Origin of the sequence: Bacillus sp. UMB0728 (assembly GCF_002858875.1) — a bacterium.
In the GTDB taxonomy this organism is placed as follows: Bacteria; Bacillota; Bacilli; order Bacillales; family Cytobacillaceae; genus Bacillus_AB; species Bacillus_AB infantis.
Map to the genome: position 1 here is coordinate 42,998 of NZ_PKLA01000002.1, position 20,854 is coordinate 63,851.

The following is a 20,854-nucleotide window of genomic DNA, read 5'->3' on the forward strand; positions in this document are numbered from 1 at the left end:
CTTCCTTGCTGACTGCCATATACATAATCTAGTGGTTTCATTTGAGAGAGTAGTTTCCTTTTTAAGAGTGGTCCCGTGGTGTAGCGGTTAACATGCCTGCCTGTCACGCAGGAGATCGCGGGTTCGATTCCCGTCGGGACCGCCATTTATATAGATTCTTTTTAAAGTGGTTTGGAAGAATAACTTAATATGGCTCAGTAGCTCAGTCGGTAGAGCAGATTGCTACCTTCCCTGAAAAGCTTCTGCGGAGATCTGCGAGGAAGTTCGCGAGAACCTTCCGAGCAAAGGACTTAAGCAATACATATTTTAGAATTAAATATTATTATGGCTCAGTAGCTCAGTCGGTAGAGCAAAGGACTGAAAATCCTTGTGTCGGCGGTTCGATTCCGTCCTGAGCCATCCCGTGAAGAGAGAGTATACCTTGTATGCTCTCTCTTCTTTTTTGTTACGGTTTTGTAATATACCCCACACCCTTTTATGGCAGAGATAAGACAAATAGCGGGCAGAAAGCTTGGAAGTATAGGGATTTATGCCTATCTGCGAAAAAAAGATGTTTTTGTAATAAAATGTAAGATTTTATACAATTTTATTACAATGCTGAGACAAGTCCAGGCCCCAGCTTGTTTTATGGTACATTATAGTGGCGTCAAAATAGTACAAAACGAACAATGGTAGATACATAGAACTATGAATATAGATTTGTTTGTTTCCGAAGTCTAGGGGGATCCGTTTTACAATGAAGAACTGGGGAAATAGGTTAACAGCATTATCAGGTGCTATGAAAGCCAAAGTGAACAAAGGCAGGAAGTCGGCAATTGCATTGACAGCAGCAGCGGTTTTGGCCGCAGGAGGCACACATCCTGCCGCTGCAGACAGTGAGCAGCTGACAACGGTCTATTATGTATATATTGACGGGAACTACGCCGGTACGGTCCTTGATAAGGAGAGTATTCAATCCAAAGTCGCTCAGCAGGTGGAGAAAGCCGAGGAATCTTATGACTATGAATTGTCTGCAGGGGCTGATATCAGTTACATCCCTGAGCAGGTGTTCAATACAAATATCAAGACAGAAGAAAGCCAGGTGCTGGAGGAAGTGGCGGAAGTCGGCGTCAGCACAGAGGCAGCAGGAATTGTAATTGATGGAGAGACAGCCGTTTATCTGGAAACGATGGAAGAAGCAGAAGCTGTTCTTGAGAAATTCAAACTTCAATATGCCAGCGAGAAAGAGCTGGATGGATTAGAAGCGTATAAACAAGCTGAAGAGAGCAAAGAAACCCTTCCGCCGCTTGAGAAAAATGAAGAGCGGCTGACAAAGGCCGCCATGTCTGAAGAAGTGAAGGCAGAGGAAATGAAGGCTGATCCAAAGCTGATCCTGTCAGAGGAAGAGGCATTAAAGCTTTTAAATAAAGGAACATTGGAAGAAAAGAAATATACAGTCCAGGAAGGCGATGTGCTCGGCAAGATTGCCGCTAAGCATGATTTGGATCTTAATAAGCTTCTTGCTCTCAATCCCGGGATGAAGGAAGACAGCATCGTTAAGGTGGGCCAGGAAGTCAACGTGACAGTCCTGGAGCCGATGATCCACGCGGTTATTGAGAAAGAGATATATAAGAAGGAAAAAATCGCATTTGAAAAAGAGGTCATTGAAGACAGCAGTATGTTCAAGGGCGATACGAAGGTGAAGCAGGAAGGCAAGGATGGCGTTAAAGGCATCACCTACAAAATCACTGAACAAAATGGCGTGCCTGTCCAAAAGGCGGCTATTTCAGAAAAAGTGCTTGAAGAGCCTGTGAAAGAGATTGTCATCAAGGGTACGAAGGTCATTCCATCCCGCGGCGACGGCAGCTTTGCCTGGCCAGCGGACGGCGGGTATATTTCCAGCAAGCTTGGCTACCGCTGGGGCAAAATGCATAAAGGAATTGATATCGCACGGCCGAGCAGCCGGACGATCAGCGCAGCAGACAACGGTAAAGTCGTGTCAGCCGGAATGACTGGTGACGGCTATGGAAAAAAAGTCATCATCGACCACCAGAATGGATACAGGACGCTATATGCCCACCTCGATTCAATCGATGTGAAGATTGGGCAGACTGTCCCTAAAGGAACAAAGATCGGCATGATGGGCTCAACTGGCGATTCTACCGGCGTGCACCTTCATTTTGAAGTGTATAAGAACGGAAGCTTGCAGGATCCATTGAAGTACGTGAACCGATAGGAGGAAGTCTCTAGTGTGGATGCTAGAGACTTTTTCTATAGGCAGGGAAGCAGCAGGGGCAGGCACTTGAAAGGGAGACGGATCGGCATCTTCCAAAAATTGCATAACCTAGGAACAACCCGTTCATCGCTATTAGATGAATTCCGGCGCATAACATGGTAAAGTAAAATAGAGAACTTATGTTTTGATGAGCAATGAAAAATAATAGATATATGATAGATAATCTGCTTCTTAAAGGAGAATGGGTATGGATAAGAAGATATTGGTTGTAGACGATGAAAAGCCGATTGCGGATATACTGCAGTTCAATTTGAAAAAGGAAGGCTATGAGGTGCATTGCGCTTATGACGGCAATGAGGCGCTCGAGAAGGTGGAGGAGGTCAAGCCTGATCTGATCCTGCTTGATATCATGCTGCCGCAGCGCGATGGCATGGAGGTATGCCGCGAGGTGCGGAAGAAGTATGAAATGCCGATTATCATGCTGACGGCCAAGGATTCAGAAATTGATAAGGTGCTCGGCCTTGAGCTTGGCGCTGACGATTATGTGACAAAGCCGTTTTCGAACCGGGAGCTTATCGCCCGTGTGAAGGCGAACTTGAGAAGGCACCAGCAGATTGCTGCAAAAGCCGGGGAAGAGGAAGAAACGAATGAGATTGCGATCGGTTCCCTTGTCATCCACCCGGATGCCTATGTGGTTTCCAAACGCGGTGAGACAATCGAGCTGACACATCGGGAGTTTGAACTGCTGCACTACCTGGCCAAGCATATCGGACAGGTCATGACACGTGAGCATCTGCTTCAGACCGTATGGGGCTATGATTATTATGGGGATGTCCGTACCGTCGACGTTACGGTAAGGCGCCTGCGCGAAAAGATTGAAGACAACCCGAGCCACCCGACCTGGATTGTAACAAGAAGGGGAGTAGGCTATTATTTGAGGAATCCGGAACAGGAGTAAAGAGCCATCATGAAAAAAGTCGGTTTTTTCCGTTCGATCCATCTGAAGTTTGTTTTAATTTATGTGCTGCTGATCATCATTGCTATGCAGATCATCGGAGTGTATTTTGTCGGCCAGCTTGAGAAGACGCTGCGAAGCAATTTCCAGACAGCGATCGAGGAAAGAGTCGACCTGCTATCAGTCTATTTGGAAGAAATCATTACCAAGGAACGGCCTGCCGGCGAGGACCTGCCGACAAAGGAAGAAGAGGTCCAGCGTATTCTGCGTGACTATACTTCCAAGGATATTATTGAGCTCCGGGTCATTGACGGTGAAACACAGAAAGTCCTTGGTTCCAATAAAGATGGGTATGTAAATCAGAAGGCTGTAGATGCACTCACGACTTCAGCCCTGGCCACACGGGCCCCCAAAAGTGATGAGTATACAGATCAGAGCCTTGGGAACCGCAGGGTCTGGGTCCTTGCTTCGCCGGTGAAATCGGCCAATGAAGAAGTCGTCGGTGTGGTATATGTAAAGGCAGATATCGAAAATGTCTTTGAACAGAAGAACCAGATCAACAGCATTTTTGCATCAGGCATCATCATTGCTCTTGCAATCACTGCCTTGCTCGGCATCCTGCTCGCACAGACGATCACGCGGCCGCTGTCTGATATGAGGCGGCAGGCATTGGCAATGGCAAAAGGGAATTTCTCCCGCAAAGTTAAAGTGTATGGCTATGATGAGATTGGGCAGCTGGCCATCACATTCAACAGTCTGACGAAGAAGCTGCAGGAAGCCCAGGCTACTACAGAAGGGGAGCGCCGCAAGCTGTCTTCAGTCCTTTCCTATATGACCGACGGCGTAATTGCGACCGACAGGCGGGGACGGGTTATCCTGATCAATGAACCGGCTGCAAAAATGCTGAATGTTCCACGTGAAACAGTGCTGTCGAGCCCGATTGTGAATCTGCTCGGCCTTGAGGAAGATTATACGTTTGAAGAGCTGCTTGCTGAAAGGGAGTCCGTCATCCTGGATTATAGTACAGAGACAACTCCATATGTGCTCCGCGCCAATTTTTCTGTTATTCAAAAAGAGACAGGCTTTGTTAATGGACTTATTACTGTATTGCATGATATTACGGAACAGGAAAAAATTGATTTGGAGCGCCGGGAGTTTGTGGCGAATGTATCCCATGAATTGCGGACACCGCTGACGACGATGAGGAGCTATCTTGAAGCGCTGGCGGAAGGGGCTATGCATGATGAAGATATTGCCCCCCAATTCCTTAATGTGACAAGGACAGAAACAGAGCGGATGATCCGGATGGTCAATGACCTTCTTCAGCTTTCAAAGCTGGACAGCAAGGATTACCGCATGAAGAAGGAATGGGTCAATTTTGTCGACTTCTTTAACCGGATCATCGACCGGTTCGATTTTTCAAAAGAGCAGAATGTGACCTTCCAGCGCAATCTGCCGGAGCATGCGGCATTTGTGGAAATTGATGAGGACAAGCTTACACAGGTTGTTGATAATATCATTTCGAATGCGCTGAAATACTCACCTGAAGGCGGACAGGTCTCTTTTAACATCGTCGAGCAGGAGGAGCAGCTGCTTATCAGGATTTCCGACCAGGGCGTCGGGATTCCGAAGGACAATCTGGATAAAGTATTCGAACGGTTTTACAGAGTGGATAAAGCTAGAACGAGAAAGCTTGGCGGCACCGGCCTCGGGCTTGCCATTGCCAAAGAGGTTGTGGAAGCCCATGACGGCAAGATATGGGCAGAAAGTACAGAAGGAAAAGGCACGACCATTTCCTTTACGCTTCCTTTCGTTCGTTCTGATGAGGATGATTGGGAATGACCTATGAAGATATTAAATCAATAATATTGGCAGTTCTTGTGTCAGGGAGCATTCTGCTGACATGGAGCCTCTGGACCTATCAGCCTACTTCCGAACAGCTTGGCGAGGAAAATACCGTTCAGGAAGTCGAGCTGGAGGCAAAGAAAGATGTCGGGGACCTCATCGAGCCGAATATGGCCCTGTTCCATTATGAAGACAGCCAGCATCTTGGCACCCTTTCCGCCGAGGAAACAGAAAAGCTTCTTACTGAAATTAAAAAATGGAACTTTGATGATTTTTCGGATATAACAGACGAAGTCGGGAATATAGACCTCTTTGTGCAGGAAGCAGGCCATGCTGAAATCATATACCCGGGAATCACGCCGATGAATCTTTATAAAGAGATCCTGCAGATTAAGGACAGACGGCTGGAGAATATTTACTTCAATAAGATGGTCATAGACATGCAAACTGGACAAAAAAGCGGAATCGTCTACTTTGTCGATACGGAAAGAGGAAGGGTGTACAAAACGGGTGTTGGGCTTTCGAATATCCAAAATTTTAACACCAGGTTCTACCGGCTGGCGAGTGCTTCAACCAATCCTGCTTTTGCCCGCTATGCTCCTTTTGATACCGGGAAGAAATTGATTTTCATACCGGAAAACAAAGTGGAGATGCCGAGATACAGCTTTTTATCGGAAGAGTATGAATCTGAAAGATTTAAGGAAGCATTATTCGACGATCTGGATTCTGTCCAGAAAAGCTATCTTGGGACCGGGGAGGAATTCACAAATGAATCCAGCCTGCTGAGGATCGACCAGAATAAGGTTGAATTCAAGAATCCTACTCCTGAGGATAATGAAAGCCTCAGCCCTGACAATCTGCTGAAGAAAAGCATCAATTATGTGAATGCCCATGGCGGCTGGACTGATAATTACCGCTATGTCCGGATGGATGAGAATAAACACCAGGTGTTTTTCCGGATCTACCGCAATAATTACCCGGTGTTCAGCGAGGATCTGAATCTGTCGGAGATCCAGCTCCGCTGGGGCGGCAGTGAAATCCTTGCCTATTTCCGGAACAATTTCAAACTGGCAAACCTGATAAGTTCTGCTGATGTTACGCTGAGATCAGGCCCGGAGATCCTCGACTATCTGCAGAAGAAAGAGGATTTTGAAGCCGGAAAGCTTGAGGATATCACGCTCGGCTATCAGCTTGATAAGAAATCAAAAACGGAGCTGATCCAGCTTGAGCCTTCCTGGTTTTATAAATACGAAGGCAAGTGGCAGCAGATCAGCACATTTGAACCGGGAGGGAACGATTATGGATTGGAGCAGAATTAAAACGATCTTTATCCTGACCTTCCTCATCCTGGATATCTACCTGGTCTATGAATACTCCCAGCTTCGCATGAACGGCAGCCAGGCGCTTCCGCAGGACAAGCTGGAGAACAGCTTCAAGAGTGCCAATATCAAGTTTGAAGCTGACATACCAAAAGGTGAAGTGCGGGACGGCAACCTGACCGCGGTTTCGAAGAATTTTGCAGAAGAAAACCTGGAAGAGCTGAAGGAAACGATCCTGAAGGACCAGGATATCTCCACCCTTGAGGAAAATGCCCTGAACTCGACATTAAATAAGCCATTTAAGGTCGGCAAGGACTTCAATCAGGCGGAACTTGATAAGTTCGTCAGGCAAAACATCTATGAAGGCGATAAATACGGTTTCTGGGAAAAAAGCGATGACAGCAATAAGATTACCTATTATCAGAAGTTCGAAGGAAAATTCCTCTACAAGAATGTAAATGGGGAGCTCACCTTTTACTTGAATGCTGACCAGGAAATTGTTACCTACAGACAGACGCTGTTTGAAAAAGTACAGTATCTGAAGGGCGATAAAAAGAAGCTGATTGATCCGACAGAGGCGATTGAAAACCTTTATAGGAATCAAAGTTTAAAAGAAGGCAGCAAGATTACAGACGTGGAACAAGGATATTATTCCAATATCCAGGATGACTCTTCCACCTGGGTGCTGAGCCCTGCCTGGAGAGTTGTCGTGGACGGCAAGGAGAACTTGTTCGTCAATGCCTTTAAAGGCCAGGTCCTCAGTCTCGACAGCGAGAAGAAAGACCTGGGAGAAGATTCGGAAGAAAAAACTGAAATAGTGGAGTGATAATATGTCTTTGCATTTTAGTGTTCTCGCCAGTGGGAGTACGGGAAATGCGATTTATGTTGAAGCGGACGGACAGTCCTTTATCGTGGATGCAGGCCTGAGCGGCAAGCAGATGGAGGCGCTGATCAAGCAGATCGACCGCAGCCTCGGCAATCTGTCCGGAATATTGGTCACCCATGAGCACAGCGATCATATCAAAGGCGTTGGCATCGTTGCCCGCAAATACGGCCTTCCCGTCTACGCGAATGAAAAGACGTGGCAGGCGATGAACGGCCTGATCGGGGAAGTGCCGCTCGACCAGAAATTCACCTTTGATATGGAAACCGTGAAAAGCTTCGGCTCGCTTGATATTGAATCTTTCGGTGTATCCCATGATGCGGCTGAGCCGATGTTCTATATTTTCCATCATGAAGGCAAGAAGCTTGCCCTCATCACGGACACAGGTTATGTGAGCGACCGGATGAAGGGAATCATCAAGAATGCCGACGCGTTTGTATTCGAAAGCAATCATGATGTCCAGATGCTCCGGATGGGGCGCTATCCATGGAATATCAAACGAAGGATTCTCGGCGACTTTGGGCACGTGTCCAATGAAGATGCGGCGCTTGCGATGAGCGAGGTGGCCGGCGACAATACAAAGAGCATTTACCTGGCCCACTTAAGCCAGGATAACAATATAAAAGATCTGGCGCGCATGTCTGTCAGCCAGACGCTGGAATCGCGCGGAATCCTAGTCGGGGAACAGTTCAGCCTGTATGACACTGACCCGAAGGCTCCGACTCCGCTGACAGCGGTTTAAGGTTTACCGGCGGAATAAATAGGAAAAAGAATGGTACGAGCATGATGCCATTCTTTTTTTGTGCTTTTTTTTAAGTCTTGGATATCACCACAGCCTCACTTTTGATCAGCATCTGATAAAAATTATGAACAAAATCGTAAGATTCCTTCAGGCAGTTTGTTTTTCTTAGAAATTCCCGGCCCGGCGAGTATAATATTGGATAGAAGGAAGAATAATTCTTAGCAGCTTTGTGAGAAAGGATTGGTCAAACTTGGGTTATTATGATCAGGATTATCAGAACCGCTATAAAAAGCAAAAAGGAAATAAGGGCGGCTATTTCTTGGCCAGCCTGATCGGCATCATCCTTGGCGCCATACTGGTCATTGTCGCTGTCCCTAAGCTGATTGATTACGATGTGCTCCCATACTCAGCGAACGAGGATGCAGGACAGGCTAATACAGGCGGAAGCAATAATAATGTCACCACCCGAAATGTTTCGCTCAATGTTGAATCAGATATAACGAAAGCAGTCGATAAAGCCGGCGATGCGGTTGTCGGCATCGATAACATCCAGAATGCGAGCATGTGGTCAGGCGCAGAAGAAGGGGACGGCCAGACAGCTGGAACCGGCTCAGGCGTCATTTATAAAAAAGAAGGCGGCAAAGCCTATGTCGTGACGAACCATCACGTGGTAGAGGGAGCTTCAAGGATTGAAGTGACACTTGCAGATGGAACGAAAATCCCGGCCAAGCTGCGCGGCAGCGATATTTGGACCGACCTTGCCGTATTGGAGGTCGAAGGGGAAAAAATCGATAAAGTTGCTGAATTCGGCGATTCAGATGCTTTGAAAATCGGCGAACCGGTCATTGCCATTGGAAATCCGCTTGGACCAACCTTCTCAGGTTCTGTTACCCAGGGAATCGTTTCAGGCCTTGAGCGTGCCATTCCGGTTGACATCAACCAGGACGGGACAGTAGACTGGCAGGCAGAAGTCCTGCAGACTGATGCTGCCATCAATCCGGGGAACAGCGGCGGTGCCCTCATCAATATCAATGGTCAGGTGATCGGCATCAACTCGATGAAGATTGCCCAGGATACGGTTGAAGGAATCGGCTTATCGATCCCGATCAACTCGGCCCAGCCGGTCATCAGCGACCTGGAACAGTTCGGGGAAGTGAAAAGGCCGTATATGGGTGTTGAGCTGCGCTCTGTTAATGAAATACCTGCCTACTATCAGCAGGAAGCCCTGAAGCTGCCTGAGGATGTGACAAACGGTGTTGCAGTCATCCGTGTGTCTCCTAACTCACCGGCCGACCAGGCAGGATTGCAGGAATTTGACGTTATCGTCGAAATGGACGGCGAACAGATCAATGATGTCATCGATCTCAGGAAGCATCTGTATAATAACAAGCAGGTCGGAGATCAGATGAAAGTGAAATTTTACCGCGGCGGAAAGGCACAGGAAACAACCTTGAAGCTGTCAGGCGAAACTATCTAAAGAGAAGAAACCAACAGGAAGGCCAAGAGGCTTTCCTGTTTTTTCTTTTGGTGTTACGATGGGATGTGGATAAGTATTTCGACAAATAGAAGAATGAAATTTATCCACAATTCTTATAATAAAAAGAAAAACTGATAGGAGTGCCAAAATGATTTACAGCTGCGAAGAACACATTGATATAGCCATTGACACCGTGGTGGACGAGTATGAAACGTTCCCTGTGATGAATAAAATCGAAGACAGCCAGTTATCAACAACCTGTGAATATTGTCGAAATAAGGCAGTATATATGGTGGCGAACAAGTGATTCCATACAAGATGTGGATATAAAATGTGGATATGTGGATAACTTTTGTGGATATCTTGTTTGTAAGCTGTTTGTAATTAAATTGTAAAGGATTGTGAATAGTGAATATCTCAATCATCACCGTTGGAAAGCTAAAAGAAAAGTACCTGAAACAGGGCATCGACGAATACCTCAAGCGCCTGTCCGCCTACGCCAAAATGGATATCATCGAAGTCCCTGACGAAAAAGCCCCCGAAGAACTGAGCGACATTGAAATGATTCAGGTCAAGCAAAAAGAAGGCGAAAGAATCCTCGCCAAAATTCATCCCGATGCCCATGTCATCGCCCTGGCTATTGAAGGGAAGATGAAATCATCTGAGGAGCTTGCTGATACGATCGATAAATTGGCTACATACGGAAAAAGCAAAATTGCCTTTGTTATTGGAGGATCACTTGGCTTGAGCCAGGAGGTTTTGCAGCGGTCAGATGAGAAGCTGTCATTTTCGAAGATGACATTTCCGCATCAGCTGATGAAGCTGGTTTTGCTGGAGCAGGTTTATCGGAGCTTTCGGATCAATCGGGGGGAGCCTTATCATAAGTAGTTGAGATTTAACAAAATGCCTCTCCTGATGAGGAGAGGCTGGGATAAAAATAGAAAAGGTTATCCTGTAGGGGATAAGATAAAGAAGACTGACTGATTAATAGACGGAAGAATTCCGCTTAATTAGTAAAATTGATAAAAATCAGCGCAAATAGACGGAGAAATTCCGCTTATTAACTTGAAAATTGTGAAATTGTAATAATTTGCTTTGCATAACCGGAAAATCTCCTCTTATTTACCTAAAAATGAATTCCATTCTGTATTTAGCCGGAAAATCCCCGCTTATTTTTCTTATGTAGGATCCATCAATTAAAAGAAGCCAGCTAGGTAAAGTATTAACGTGCCGGGAGTCAGGCACCTCACAAAGCCAAATCATAGCTTTGTGTTTTTTATTACCCTAAAATAGCATTATCCTCAACTTTCCAGCCAATAATGATAAGAATACAAAATACCTCATCTATATCATGAATTTATTTATAAGTACTTTTGCACCAAGGAGGCCACTATGTACGCTTCATCTGAGTTAGAAATGCTCATTCGGTTAATCGAGCGGGCTGCACTTTTGCTGATTACGTTGTTTTTCATGGCGAGGGTGCCGAAGTTTAAAGAGATTTTGCAGAGGGACCATCATTCCCCGGTAGAGCTGTCGCTGCTGACGGGGATTTTCTGTGTGTTTGCCCTTTTTGGGACCTATTCGGGAATTGAAGTGGAAGGGTCAATTATTAATATCCGGACGATTGCTATTGTCTCCGGAGGAATCCTGTTTGGGCCGTGGGTTGGCATAGTAACAGGGATTGTTTCCGGGGTGCACCGCTATTTAATCGATATTGGCGGGGTGACCTCTGTTCCGTGCCTGATCACCAGTATTCTGGCAGGGTTCACTGCTGGCTATATCCATGTTTATATGAAAAAAAGCAGGCGATGGATTTATGGGATTATCGCCGGGATGTTCTGCGAGACCCTGACGATGATTCTTATTTTAGCAATGGCTGATTCCTTTGAATTGGGTGTCGCGATTGTATCGAAGATAGGGATTCCGATGATTTTGGGACAGGTCAGCATTGGACTGATCATCCTGATGATTGCGAGTGTGGAAGGGGAGAAAGAGCGGATTGCCGCCCAGCAGTCCCAGCTGGCCCTTAATATCGCTAATAAGACTCTGCCATATTTCCGCTCGATTAACGGAGAATCGCTTCGGACGATTTGCAGGATCATTAAAGATGATATCAAGGCAGATGCCGTTGCGATTACGGATACAAAGGATGTTCTTGCCTATGTCGGATATGGGGAAGAGAAGTATAAGATTGGACAGGAAATCATCAGTGATCTGACGAAAGAAACGATCCGCAATGGGCAGATTACCATCAGGAACAATATTGCCGATCATCATACACCGCAGATCCACTGCCTGCTGATTATTCCTCTATCAGAGCAGGGCATTATAACAGGGACATTGAAAATTTATTACCGGAGAGCCTATACCATCACAAATACACTGCAGACGATGGCGATTGGACTGGCGCAGATCATCTCTACTTTGATGGAAGTTTCGAGAGTGGAGCAGATTAAGGAAGAAGCCAATAAAGCTGAGATAAGGGCCTTGCAGTCAAAAATCAATCCTCACTTCTTGTTCAATGCCCTTAATGCAATTGCCTCAACGACAAGGCGTGACCCGGAAAAAGCAAGGGAACTGATCATCAGTCTATCTGGGTATATGCGCTATAATTTGGAAGTTGGCGAAGAACTGATTGAAGTTCAAACGGCGCTTGAGCAGGTGAGAAATTATATTAAAATAGAAAAAGCAAGGTTTGGTGAACGTCTTCAGGTTGTTTATGATATAGACGATCTTCATTTAAAACTGCCAAGCCTGCTGATCCAGCCTTTAGTGGAAAATGCCGTGGTCCATGGCATATTAAAACAAAAAGGGCCTGGCAGCGTGACGATTTCCATTAAAGAATTCCAAGATAAAATTAGAGTGAGTGTCAGGGATACAGGAAAAGGAATCGACCAGGAAGTGATTGATCGCCTGCACAAAGGGGAGGTTTCCTCCAAGCAGATTGGCCTTTTCAATGTGCATCAGCGGGTGAAGCTGATTTACGGGACTGATCTGGTGATTGACAGGCTGAATCCGGGCACGGAAGTTTATTTTGACATAGGTAAGGAGCCATCATGAGAGCGATCATAGTAGAAGATGAAATTCCGGCGAAGGAAGAGCTGGAATATTTAATAGAGACGCATAGCAAAATCGAGATTGTGGCTTCGTTTGAAGACGGGCTGGATGTGCTGAAGTTCCTTCAGGAGGAAGAAGTCGATTCCATCTTCCTGGACATCAATATCCCCTCATTGGATGGGATGCTGCTGGCAGGAAGCATCAGCAAGTTTGCTAAGAAGCCGTATATCATTTTCACAACAGCTTATAAGGAGCATGCGGCACAGGCCTTTGAACTGGAGGCTTTTGATTATATTTTAAAGCCTTATGAGGAAAAAAGGATTGCCGCTATGCTTTCCAAGCTGGAAGCAGCCTTTCAGAAGGGAAAGCAGACGCAGGAAGAGATTCCCCAGGACCGCAATCGCCGGATTAATCTGAGGAAAAATGAAAATATCATCGTGACGGAGGTAAATGATATTTATTACGCTGAGGCTAGTGAAAAAATCACCCTGGTTTACACAGAGTCGGAAGAGTACACGATGCCTGTGTCAATTAGCGAATTTCATGACAGCCTGCCTCAGGATCTCTTTTTTAGATGCCACCGTTCCTATAGTGTGAATCTGTCCAAGATCCATGAGATTGTGCCATGGTTCAATAATACATATGTATTGAAACTGAAGGGTGTGAAGGCGGAAATACCGGTCAGCAGAAGCAAGTCGAAAGCGTTCCGGCAGATTATGCATTTGTAAATACCACTCATTCCGTATATCAGGCATTTCGTTCTGAAAGCGATTTAATTCCTATTTTCAGCGGTAGAATTCAAGTATAAACACAATTGCTTGAGATTATGAAACCGCTTAGAAAGAGGAGATTCGAAATGAACGAACGAAAGGCAAATCGACTTCTTATCATCATTGGCACCATTATCGTCCAGATGGGTTTGGGCACCATTTATACGTGGAGCCTTTTCAATCAGCCTCTAGTCGATAAATTCGGCTGGGAATTAAGCGCAACCAGCATTACTTTTTCCATTACAAGCTTTGCTTTAGCATTTGCGACCCTGTTCTCAGGGAAGCTGCAGGATAGATGGGGCCTTCGCCGTTTGGTGGCCGCGGCCGGGATATTGCTTGGTGCTGGGTTAATCCTCAGCTCACAGGTATCCTCATTATGGATGCTGTACGCCGTTGCCGGAGTGATCGTTGGCTTCGCAGATGGTACGGCTTATATTACAACACTAAGCAATTTGATCAAATGGTTCCCAGAGAAAAAAGGCTTGATCTCAGGGATTTCCGTTGGTGCATTTGGGACAGGCAGCCTGATTTTTAAATATGTGAACGCCAGTTTTATCTCATCATTCGGTGTCTCAACAGCCTTCCTCCTATGGGGAGCAATCGTCCTGGTAATGGTCGTTGGCGGCTCGTTTTTACTAAAAGAAGCAAAAGAAACAGCAGACAGCTCTATGAAAGTGGCATCGAGGCAAAAGGATTATACAGTCAAAGAAATGCTGAAAACGAAGCAGGCATATCTGCTGTTTGTGATCTTCTTCACAGCATGTATGAGCGGGTTATACCTGGTCGGGATTGTCAAGGACATCGGAGTCAGCTTAGCCGGGCTGGATGCAGCTACAGCGGCAAACGCAGTCGCATTGGTAGCCATCTTTAATACAACAGGCCGAATCGTTCTGGGTGCACTGTCAGATAAAGTCGGCCGGATGGAAGTTATTTGCGGAACGCTGCTGGTCACTGCCATTGCAGTCACAGTCTTAAGCTTTGTTCCATTGAACTTCCCGATCTTCTTCGCCTGTGTAGCAGCCATTGCCTTCTGCTTTGGCGGAAACATCACTGTATTCCCAGCCATCGTGGCAGACTTCTTTGGACTGAAGAACCAAAGCAAGAACTATGGCGTGATCTACCAGGGATTTGGAATCGGGGCTTTAGCGGGCTCTCTGGTAGCCGCTGTACTTGGTGGATTCCAAGCAACGTTTACGGTTATCGCAGCATTGTGTATCGTCTCACTTGTGATTGCGCTGACCATTAAACCGCCTGGTGAGGGCAAGAAGCGTAAGGAACGTAAGGGGAAGATGAAGTTGGAGCCTCATACGAGAGTTGGATAATATGAAATAGTGCCTAAGTCGGTGCCTGACCCCCAGTACGGTAAAGTGTTAACATACTGAAGGGTCAGGCACCTTTTATTTGAAAAGAAGAGCCAAGGGACCTGACCCCTTGGCTCTCTTTGTTTCACAAAAACAATTTTAGGGCAAAAACAATTAAAAAGCGTAAAGAAAGGGGAAGGGGATTGTTTAAGCAGTTCTTATTTAAAATTAAAGAAGGTACATGGTTCATTCCGGCTGTGTATACGCTCGTCGCATTGATTCTTGCGATCGGTGTGGTATATGTTGATTATTATTTGAACGAATTTTATCCAGAGATCTTTCTTGTGGGGCTGGATTTGGGTAAAACAATTCTTGGGACCATTGCCGGTTCGTTATTGACCATGACGACCATTACCTTTTCTACCACCATGGTTGTGTTAACTACATATTCTTCCCAATTTTCGCCGAGGACGCTGGAGAACTTTATTCAGGATCCGGTGACGATGAGGGTGCTGGGAGTCTTTATTGGCGGATTTATTTATTGTATATTTACACTGCTGTTTATAAGAGAATCCTTTGGTAATACGGTGGCATCGGCTTCTATTGGCATAATCATTGCGTTCATATGCCTCGCATTTTTTGCCTATTTCATCTACCATGTCGCCACATCCATTCAGGTCGGCAAGCTGATTGAGAGGCTTGCTGACGATGCATTGGATGTGATTAAGAAGGAAAAAGAAAGGTATGAGCAGGATGACCGTGTATCCCTGCTGCAGGTCCGGCCGTCGGTTGTCATTGAAGCAAAGGCTGTAAAGGCCAGACGGTTTGGCTATATTCAGTATATTGATGAAGACATGCTGATGGAGCATGCCGCTGAACAGGGAAGCATCATTGAGGTTCTCAAGCCAATCGGCCATTTTGTTACGGAAAAACATGATCTGCTTTGTGTCCACAATCAGGAAGAAATACCGGAAGGCCTTGAGGATGCTGTTATCGTAGGGATAGAGCGGACCACTTATAGTGATGTGGAATTTGGCCTGCAAAAAATTGCTGAGGTGGCCTTGAGGGCGGTATCACCGGGAATCAATGATCCCAATACAGCCATCCAGTGCATCAATTATTTAAGTGTCTGCCTGTCTGCAGCCAGCCATTTAAACGGGGAGGTTAAAGCGATCTCTGATGATGAAGGAAGAATGAAGGTTATCATTCCGCATCGGCCATTTGAAGATCTTTTGAATACTTCCTTCAGGCAGATCAGCCACTACGCGAAAGATGATTTTTCAGTCATGCAGGCGATCTTTAAGGCGCTTGAAGAAATAGGCTCAGGCTGCGGCCCGGCAATACGCAAAACCCTTGATAAGTTCGCAGATTATTTGAAAGAACAAGTAGAAACGGCTGCACTCACCAAAACCGAGAAGGATGAATTGTTTAAAGTCTGCCTGGTTGAAGAATGATGGGGGAAAGGCAGGTTTTTCGACTGCCTGTTTCGAAACTTGGAAAGAATACGTTAAATAATAAAGTTTATGGGGACACAATCCGTAAAAGGATTGGTGTCCCTGTTTTTGTTGCAGCAGTTTCTTGGTTAGCATGACAGGAATTTTCTGAAATAAAAGAAATTATTTGCTAGAATAGATGAAGAGCTTTTTCAACTCATAGGAATAAATTAACAGAAAAATAATAATACATGTTCTTCTAAAAATAGGATGGAGGTATAATTATGTGGTTTATACTAGGAGCTGCTGCCATAGCAGCAACCTTTATAAATCTTTATATGTATATGACAGGCAAAGATTATAAATTTGCGATGGCAATGGGATTATCACTTACTGCTTTGACACTCTGTGCAGAATACAGCGCTGTATCTAATTGGGTGGACGGTGAAGATTGGCCGGCTTTAATAGATGTTGTACCTACTATGGAGAAGGCGTTGTGGGTTTTGACGATTATTTCTATTTTGCTGAATATAGCACCTACACTTCTAGAGCTGAAAAAGAAAAAATAATTACCTATTGCTGTAATTACCAGATTACTAGTCCACAAGGCTGCTTGATTTCGACTTGCAAAAACATCATCAATGCATTTATGAGAAGGGTTGGTTTATATGAATTCATTGCTTCAGATGGGAGCAAATGCAGTTTTGAGTTCCCCAAAAGGAACTGTAACTGTCAGCTACGAAATGTCCAATATGATAGATATTTCCTTAACCGCTTTCCTGCTGACTGATTCAGGCAAGGTGCAGGGAGACAGCGGGATCATTTTTTATAATCAGCCGAAAAGTATGTCTGGAGCCGCTGCTCTTATCCCGTCTGTGAATGTGGGTCAGACAAAGGTACATAAACTTGAGTTTGATATGAGTAAACTGCCTGCAGGGATTGCTAAAATAGCCATCACGCTAACCGAGGATAATCATACCGGCTTTTCCAATGTGAGGAATTTAAAGGCGGAGATCAGTGCGGGCGGGGAATTGATTCAATTTGTCCCATCTGTTTTTAAAAATGAAAATGGAATAGTAGTACTGGAATTGTATGTAAGAAACGGCCAGACAAAGGCAAAATCAGTGTGGCGGGGATTCGATTCAGGCCTTGAAGGTTTATGTAAACTTTACGGTGTTGAGGTTGAAGCTGAGGAGCAAAAACAGCCTCCTGCACCTCAAGCTGTTGAAAAACAAGCTTTAAAAGAACCTGCTAAAACACAATCAGTCCCTGAAAAGAAAAGCAGCTTAAATACTCTGCCGCCGATAAGCCTTGAAAAAGCAAAAGGGAAAATAAATCTCGATAAAGGCCAGAAGCCGGTGTTAATTGAGAAAACACCTGAAATTACGGCGACAGTCTCCTGGAAGACAGGGACGGACTATGATATCTATGCTCTGGTTTATACAAAGAATGGCAGGCAGATAGATGTAGCCATGTTCGGGGCCCAGGGGACACCGCCACTCAAGAGGTTTGGCAATGGAGCAGTAGAGCATATGGGGGATGTGGGAAGATTCAGCGGATCCACAAAGAAAGAAGTCATTAAATTGAGGCTGACCAATGATATTCTGGCAGTGGTGCCTGTTGTATATTCAGCTCAGTCAAATGGAACAGGGTCATTCTACAGATACAAGGTATCCATGAGTATTGATAACCATAGCGGAACTTCTGTTACCATTTCCTCCAAGAATGCGAATAATAATGACACGATCTATACCTGTGTGCCCGGAATACTCCATAATACCGACGATGGAGTGATTATAAGCCCATTAGAGCTTTATAGTGCACCCAACTCTGAGTATAGACCCAGACTAGTAATGGGAGCTTCGAATATGGTAGAGGTTTTGATGGATCAGGGGCCGATTAATGATTATAAGTAGGGGAAAAAAAGAGCCAAGGGGTCTGTCCCCGTGGCTCTTACTTAATCGCCTTACTGACCTTCAATTTCTTCCCCTTAACCGTGGCATTCTCCATAGCCTGCAGAACCAGCGATCCTTTCCCATTCAGAATATCAACATATGACATTTGATCATGGATGGTAATAATACCGATATCATCTGCTGTGACTCCAGGGATTTTGGCGATGGTTCCGACAAAATCAACGGCACGGATTTTCTTCTTTTTACCGCCGGTAAAGTGGAGCTTCATGATATCCTGGTTGATTCGGGCTGTTTTATTATTTCTGACGACCCGCCTGCCGCTGATTTTTTCTTCGAAGGCAGCTTTTCCGGCAGCAACATCCTGCTGGCTTGGTGCTTCTATGACAGGAATCTCAAAGCCGATGTATCTTTCAATCGCTTTAAGGAATTTTTCTTCAAAAGGTGTGGCAAACGTAATGGCTTTGCCTTTGTTTCCGGCGCGGCCGGTTCTTCCGGTCCGGTGCACATAGCTTTCTTTTTCCATTGGGACATCATAGTTAATGACAAGGCTCACATTATCAATATCAATCCCTCTGGCAGCTACATCGGTGGCCACAAGATAGCGGTAGTTCCCCATTTTAAAGCCTTCCATAACCGCAAACCGGTCTTCCTGCTCCAGTCCGCCATGGAGCCTCTCACTGGAATATCCAGCACCATCCAGTTCAGTGTAAACTGTATCAACATGTTCTTTAGTCCGGCAGAAAATGAGGCAGCTGTCAGGATTTTCTGTAACTGTGATGTCTTTAAGGAGCGAAATCTTATCTTCCTGCTTTACTTCCATTAGGAAATGTTCGATCGTCTCAGCGGTTACCCCGGTTGATTCAATCTCAACGTGAACAGGGTCTTTCATATATTCGTGGCAAAGAGCTTCAACATCTTTAGGCAGGGTAGCAGAAAAAACCATGGTCACCCGGTCTGAAGGAAGCTCTTTAATGATGGCTTCCACTTCATCGATGAACCCTCTATTAAGCATCTCATCCGCTTCATCGATGATCAGATACTGTATTCGATCCAGGACGAGCGTTTCCCGGTCGATATGGTCCATAACCCGTCCTGGCGTCCCAACGACCACATGCGTTTTCTGCTTCAATTCTTCCTTTTGCTTTGTAAAAGGTTCTTTTCCGTAGACGGCCGCTGCTTTGATGCGTTTGAAACGGCCGATATTCGTAATATCTTCACGAACCTGAACGGCGAGCTCCCTTGTTGGGGTAAGGATCAAAGCCTGCGGGCTTTTTTCTTCCCATTCAACCATATCGCAGACAGGAATACCGAAGGAGGCGGTCTTCCCGCTTCCGGTTTGAGCCTTCACCACAAGATCCTGCTTTTCCATCGCCAATGGAATGACCTTGCTTTGTACCTCTGTTGGAGATTCGTATTTTAACACACCCAGTGCCCTTTGTATTTCTTCGCTTAAATGATAATCCGCAAAACTTTTACTCATTATTTAACCCCGTTTTTTTGTTTTTTCGTCATATGGATAGAATTCTCTTTAAGAAGTATTGTATGCATGATCAGATATGGTTCATTATACTTGAAAATTGCTGGACAAGATATAAGAGTCCAGCCCCCTCAACTCCGCCCCGCGGAAAGCGAAGTGTCTGGAGCAGATACCATCAGCCCTCATTAGGAACACAACAACGAATAGAGGAACAAAAAGAGTCAACGTTTACTTAAAGATACTTTATAGACAGTATCCCCTGTAAAAAAGTTCAAGAACTATTCGCAAATCGAAGAATCTATGATAGAATTAAAAAGTTATAGAGGATGAAACGTTCATTGATGTTAGTTAATTAACATTGACTGTACATCCTGTTCTTTCATTTCGTATGAAGCGGGAAGGTTTGCTGGTATTACATAATGCTAAGCTTTCAGCCCACTGTAAAACGGTACATGCAAATGCATGGGGCCTTTTTATAGTGGGCTTTTTTTGTGTTCTCGTTCATATGCCCTTTAATATGGCAGGCTGGTTCTAGAGAGATGGTCCTAAGAGGCAGCCTTATGCCTTATGTATTGTGGACCATAAAGACAATAATTGGGGGAAGAAATATGGCATTTCATAGTTCACAGCAGATCGCCGAAATGGCGGTTGAAGCTGGGGTGAAGAAGGCTACCATGCGGCCGGCGCACACACTCATTTTAGGATTTTTAGGTGGAGCTTTTATTTCTTTAGGTTTCTTATTATATATCCGGGTTGTTGCTGACCTGCCGCATGAATGGGGCACTTTCAGCTCGCTTATTGGCGGAGCCGTGTTCCCGGTAGGGTTGATGCTGATCATTATTGCCGGCGGAGAATTGCTGACAGGCAATATGATGGCACTGCCGCTGGCTGTGATGGCGAAGCGCGCGACGTTTAAGCAGCTGGGCAGGAATTGGCTGCTGGTTTTGGTTAGTAATTTTATTGGTTCAATCTTTGTAGCTTATTTCTTTGGACATGTTGTTGGAATGACGGAAACAGGTGCATTCCTGACTAAAACTATAGCAGTTGCGGGAGCAAAAATAGATCAGGCATTCTGGCCGACTCTAATATCCGCTGTTGGCTGTAACTGGCTCGTTTGTTTAGGCATCTGGCTTGCTTTCGGAGCTGATGATATCGGCGGTAAGATTCTTGCGATCTGGTTCCCGATCATGGCATTTGTTGCCATCGGCTTCCAGCACGTTGTAGCCAATATGTTTATCATTCCTGCAGCCATCTTTGCAGGGAGCTTCACATGGGCTGATTATGCTGCAAACTTTGTACCGGTTGCCATTGGAAATGCCATTGGCGGAGGAGTCTTCGTAGCATTGGCTTACTGGATGGTTCATAAAGATTCTCTTCAATCATCTATGAGAGCAAAATCAAGTATTAAGAAAGCCAGCTGATAATTACTCTTGTTTTTTGGATAGATTTGTTTTTTTACTAAGG

At 45.3% G+C, this 20,854-nt stretch carries 17 protein-coding genes and 2 tRNA genes; 18 read left to right on the plus strand and 1 reads right to left on the minus strand.

The features are described from left to right. The first annotated feature begins 69 nt into the window (after positions 1 to 69). The 17 genes from CYJ37_RS05895 (at position 70) to CYJ37_RS05975 (ending at position 17,913) form a co-directional block, all read left to right on the plus strand. Positions 70 to 145 (plus strand) — tRNA-Asp (locus tag CYJ37_RS05895). A 181-nt stretch (positions 146 to 326) separates the two neighbouring features. Beyond that, positions 327 to 399 (plus strand) — tRNA-Phe (locus tag CYJ37_RS05900). Between the two features lie 337 nt (positions 400 to 736). Next, a complete protein-coding gene (locus CYJ37_RS05905) occupies positions 737 to 2,215 on the plus strand; it encodes a peptidoglycan DD-metalloendopeptidase family protein (RefSeq protein ID WP_101548497.1) in 1,479 nt (492 codons plus the stop codon). A 247-nt stretch (positions 2,216 to 2,462) separates the two neighbouring features. Then, complete coding sequence (yycF, locus tag CYJ37_RS05910) at positions 2,463 to 3,173, plus strand: response regulator YycF (protein WP_009794703.1); 711 nt, start codon at positions 2,463 to 2,465, stop codon at positions 3,171 to 3,173. Between the two features lie 9 nt (positions 3,174 to 3,182). Next, positions 3,183 to 5,012, plus strand: coding sequence for a cell wall metabolism sensor histidine kinase WalK (gene walK, locus CYJ37_RS05915; protein WP_009794702.1), 1,830 nt, complete (start codon positions 3,183 to 3,185; stop codon positions 5,010 to 5,012). After that, positions 5,009 to 6,334: a YycH family regulatory protein gene (locus CYJ37_RS05920; protein ID WP_022544623.1), complete on the plus strand. Its 1,326-nt coding sequence runs from the start codon at positions 5,009 to 5,011 to the stop codon at positions 6,332 to 6,334. Before walK ends, CYJ37_RS05920 begins: the two co-directional genes overlap by 4 nt. Next, positions 6,315 to 7,160 carry a two-component system regulatory protein YycI gene (locus CYJ37_RS05925; protein ID WP_101548499.1) on the plus strand — a complete coding sequence of 282 codons (846 nt, stop codon included), beginning with the start codon at positions 6,315 to 6,317 and terminating at the stop codon, positions 7,158 to 7,160. The genes CYJ37_RS05920 and CYJ37_RS05925 overlap by 20 nt, the downstream gene beginning before the upstream one ends. A gap of 4 nt (positions 7,161 to 7,164) precedes the next feature. Further along, complete coding sequence (locus CYJ37_RS05930) at positions 7,165 to 7,959, plus strand: MBL fold metallo-hydrolase (RefSeq protein ID WP_009794699.1); 795 nt, start codon at positions 7,165 to 7,167, stop codon at positions 7,957 to 7,959. Between the two features lie 250 nt (positions 7,960 to 8,209). After that, positions 8,210 to 9,436, plus strand: coding sequence for a S1C family serine protease (locus tag CYJ37_RS05935; protein ID WP_009794697.1), 1,227 nt, complete (start codon positions 8,210 to 8,212; stop codon positions 9,434 to 9,436). 148 nt (positions 9,437 to 9,584) lie between these two features. Then, positions 9,585 to 9,743: a CxxH/CxxC protein gene (locus tag CYJ37_RS05940; RefSeq protein ID WP_009794696.1), complete on the plus strand. Its 159-nt coding sequence runs from the start codon at positions 9,585 to 9,587 to the stop codon at positions 9,741 to 9,743. Positions 9,744 to 9,844: 101 nt separating this feature from the next. Continuing rightward, positions 9,845 to 10,324 carry a 23S rRNA (pseudouridine(1915)-N(3))-methyltransferase RlmH gene (gene rlmH / locus CYJ37_RS05945; protein WP_009794695.1) on the plus strand — a complete coding sequence of 160 codons (480 nt, stop codon included), beginning with the start codon at positions 9,845 to 9,847 and terminating at the stop codon, positions 10,322 to 10,324. 504 nt (positions 10,325 to 10,828) lie between these two features. After that, positions 10,829 to 12,496 carry a sensor histidine kinase gene (locus tag CYJ37_RS05950; RefSeq protein WP_180827266.1) on the plus strand — a complete coding sequence of 556 codons (1,668 nt, stop codon included), beginning with the start codon at positions 10,829 to 10,831 and terminating at the stop codon, positions 12,494 to 12,496. Next, positions 12,493 to 13,221 carry a LytR/AlgR family response regulator transcription factor gene (locus CYJ37_RS05955; protein ID WP_101548501.1) on the plus strand — a complete coding sequence of 243 codons (729 nt, stop codon included), beginning with the start codon at positions 12,493 to 12,495 and terminating at the stop codon, positions 13,219 to 13,221. Before CYJ37_RS05950 ends, CYJ37_RS05955 begins: the two co-directional genes overlap by 4 nt. A 128-nt stretch (positions 13,222 to 13,349) precedes the next feature. Then, positions 13,350 to 14,585 (plus strand): L-lactate MFS transporter, encoded by a 1,236-nt coding sequence (locus CYJ37_RS05960; protein ID WP_101548503.1) that lies wholly within the window; start codon positions 13,350 to 13,352, stop codon positions 14,583 to 14,585. 182 nt (positions 14,586 to 14,767) lie between these two features. Beyond that, positions 14,768 to 16,018, plus strand: a complete 1,251-nt coding sequence (locus CYJ37_RS05965) for a DUF2254 domain-containing protein (RefSeq protein ID WP_180827267.1) — start codon at positions 14,768 to 14,770, stop codon at positions 16,016 to 16,018. Between the two features lie 263 nt (positions 16,019 to 16,281). Further along, on the plus strand, positions 16,282 to 16,566 hold the full coding sequence (locus tag CYJ37_RS05970) for a hypothetical protein (protein WP_101548507.1): 285 nt from the start codon (positions 16,282 to 16,284) through the stop codon (positions 16,564 to 16,566). A gap of 99 nt (positions 16,567 to 16,665) precedes the next feature. After that, positions 16,666 to 17,913, plus strand: coding sequence for a TerD family protein (locus tag CYJ37_RS05975; protein WP_094767801.1), 1,248 nt, complete (start codon positions 16,666 to 16,668; stop codon positions 17,911 to 17,913). 37 nt (positions 17,914 to 17,950) lie between these two features. On the opposite strand, the gene CYJ37_RS05980 is transcribed toward CYJ37_RS05975, so the two are convergent. After that, on the minus strand, positions 17,951 to 19,393 hold the full coding sequence (locus CYJ37_RS05980) for a DEAD/DEAH box helicase (protein WP_180827268.1): 1,443 nt from the start codon (positions 19,391 to 19,393) through the stop codon (positions 17,951 to 17,953). Positions 19,394 to 19,998: 605 nt separating this feature from the next. Between CYJ37_RS05980 and CYJ37_RS05985 the strand changes: the two genes are divergently transcribed. Continuing rightward, complete coding sequence (locus CYJ37_RS05985) at positions 19,999 to 20,811, plus strand: formate/nitrite transporter family protein (protein WP_035402980.1); 813 nt, start codon at positions 19,999 to 20,001, stop codon at positions 20,809 to 20,811. Positions 20,812 to 20,854 lie beyond the last annotated feature (43 nt).

What these genes read in the sequence shown, in the direction of transcription:
- CYJ37_RS05960 (WP_101548503.1), top strand. Translation starts at nt 13,350, where the DNA reads ATGAACGAACGAAAGGCAAATCGACTTCTTATCATCATTGGCACCATT.
- CYJ37_RS05970 (WP_101548507.1), top strand. Translation starts at nt 16,282, where the DNA reads ATGTGGTTTATACTAGGAGCTGCTGCCATAGCAGCAACCTTTATAAAT.
- CYJ37_RS05955 (WP_101548501.1), top strand. Translation starts at nt 12,493, where the DNA reads ATGAGAGCGATCATAGTAGAAGATGAAATTCCGGCGAAGGAAGAGCTG.
- CYJ37_RS05985 (WP_035402980.1), top strand. Translation starts at nt 19,999, where the DNA reads ATGGCATTTCATAGTTCACAGCAGATCGCCGAAATGGCGGTTGAAGCT.
- walK (WP_009794702.1), top strand. Translation starts at nt 3,183, where the DNA reads ATGAAAAAAGTCGGTTTTTTCCGTTCGATCCATCTGAAGTTTGTTTTA.
- yycF (WP_009794703.1), top strand. Translation starts at nt 2,463, where the DNA reads ATGGATAAGAAGATATTGGTTGTAGACGATGAAAAGCCGATTGCGGAT.
- CYJ37_RS05975 (WP_094767801.1), top strand. Translation starts at nt 16,666, where the DNA reads ATGAATTCATTGCTTCAGATGGGAGCAAATGCAGTTTTGAGTTCCCCA.
- CYJ37_RS05940 (WP_009794696.1), top strand. Translation starts at nt 9,585, where the DNA reads ATGATTTACAGCTGCGAAGAACACATTGATATAGCCATTGACACCGTG.
- CYJ37_RS05920 (WP_022544623.1), top strand. Translation starts at nt 5,009, where the DNA reads ATGACCTATGAAGATATTAAATCAATAATATTGGCAGTTCTTGTGTCA.
- CYJ37_RS05930 (WP_009794699.1), top strand. Translation starts at nt 7,165, where the DNA reads ATGTCTTTGCATTTTAGTGTTCTCGCCAGTGGGAGTACGGGAAATGCG.
- CYJ37_RS05980 (WP_180827268.1), bottom strand. Translation starts at nt 19,393, where the DNA reads ATGAGTAAAAGTTTTGCGGATTATCATTTAAGCGAAGAAATACAAAGG.
- CYJ37_RS05905 (WP_101548497.1), top strand. Translation starts at nt 737, where the DNA reads ATGAAGAACTGGGGAAATAGGTTAACAGCATTATCAGGTGCTATGAAA.
- CYJ37_RS05925 (WP_101548499.1), top strand. Translation starts at nt 6,315, where the DNA reads ATGGATTGGAGCAGAATTAAAACGATCTTTATCCTGACCTTCCTCATC.
- CYJ37_RS05950 (WP_180827266.1), top strand. Translation starts at nt 10,829, where the DNA reads ATGTACGCTTCATCTGAGTTAGAAATGCTCATTCGGTTAATCGAGCGG.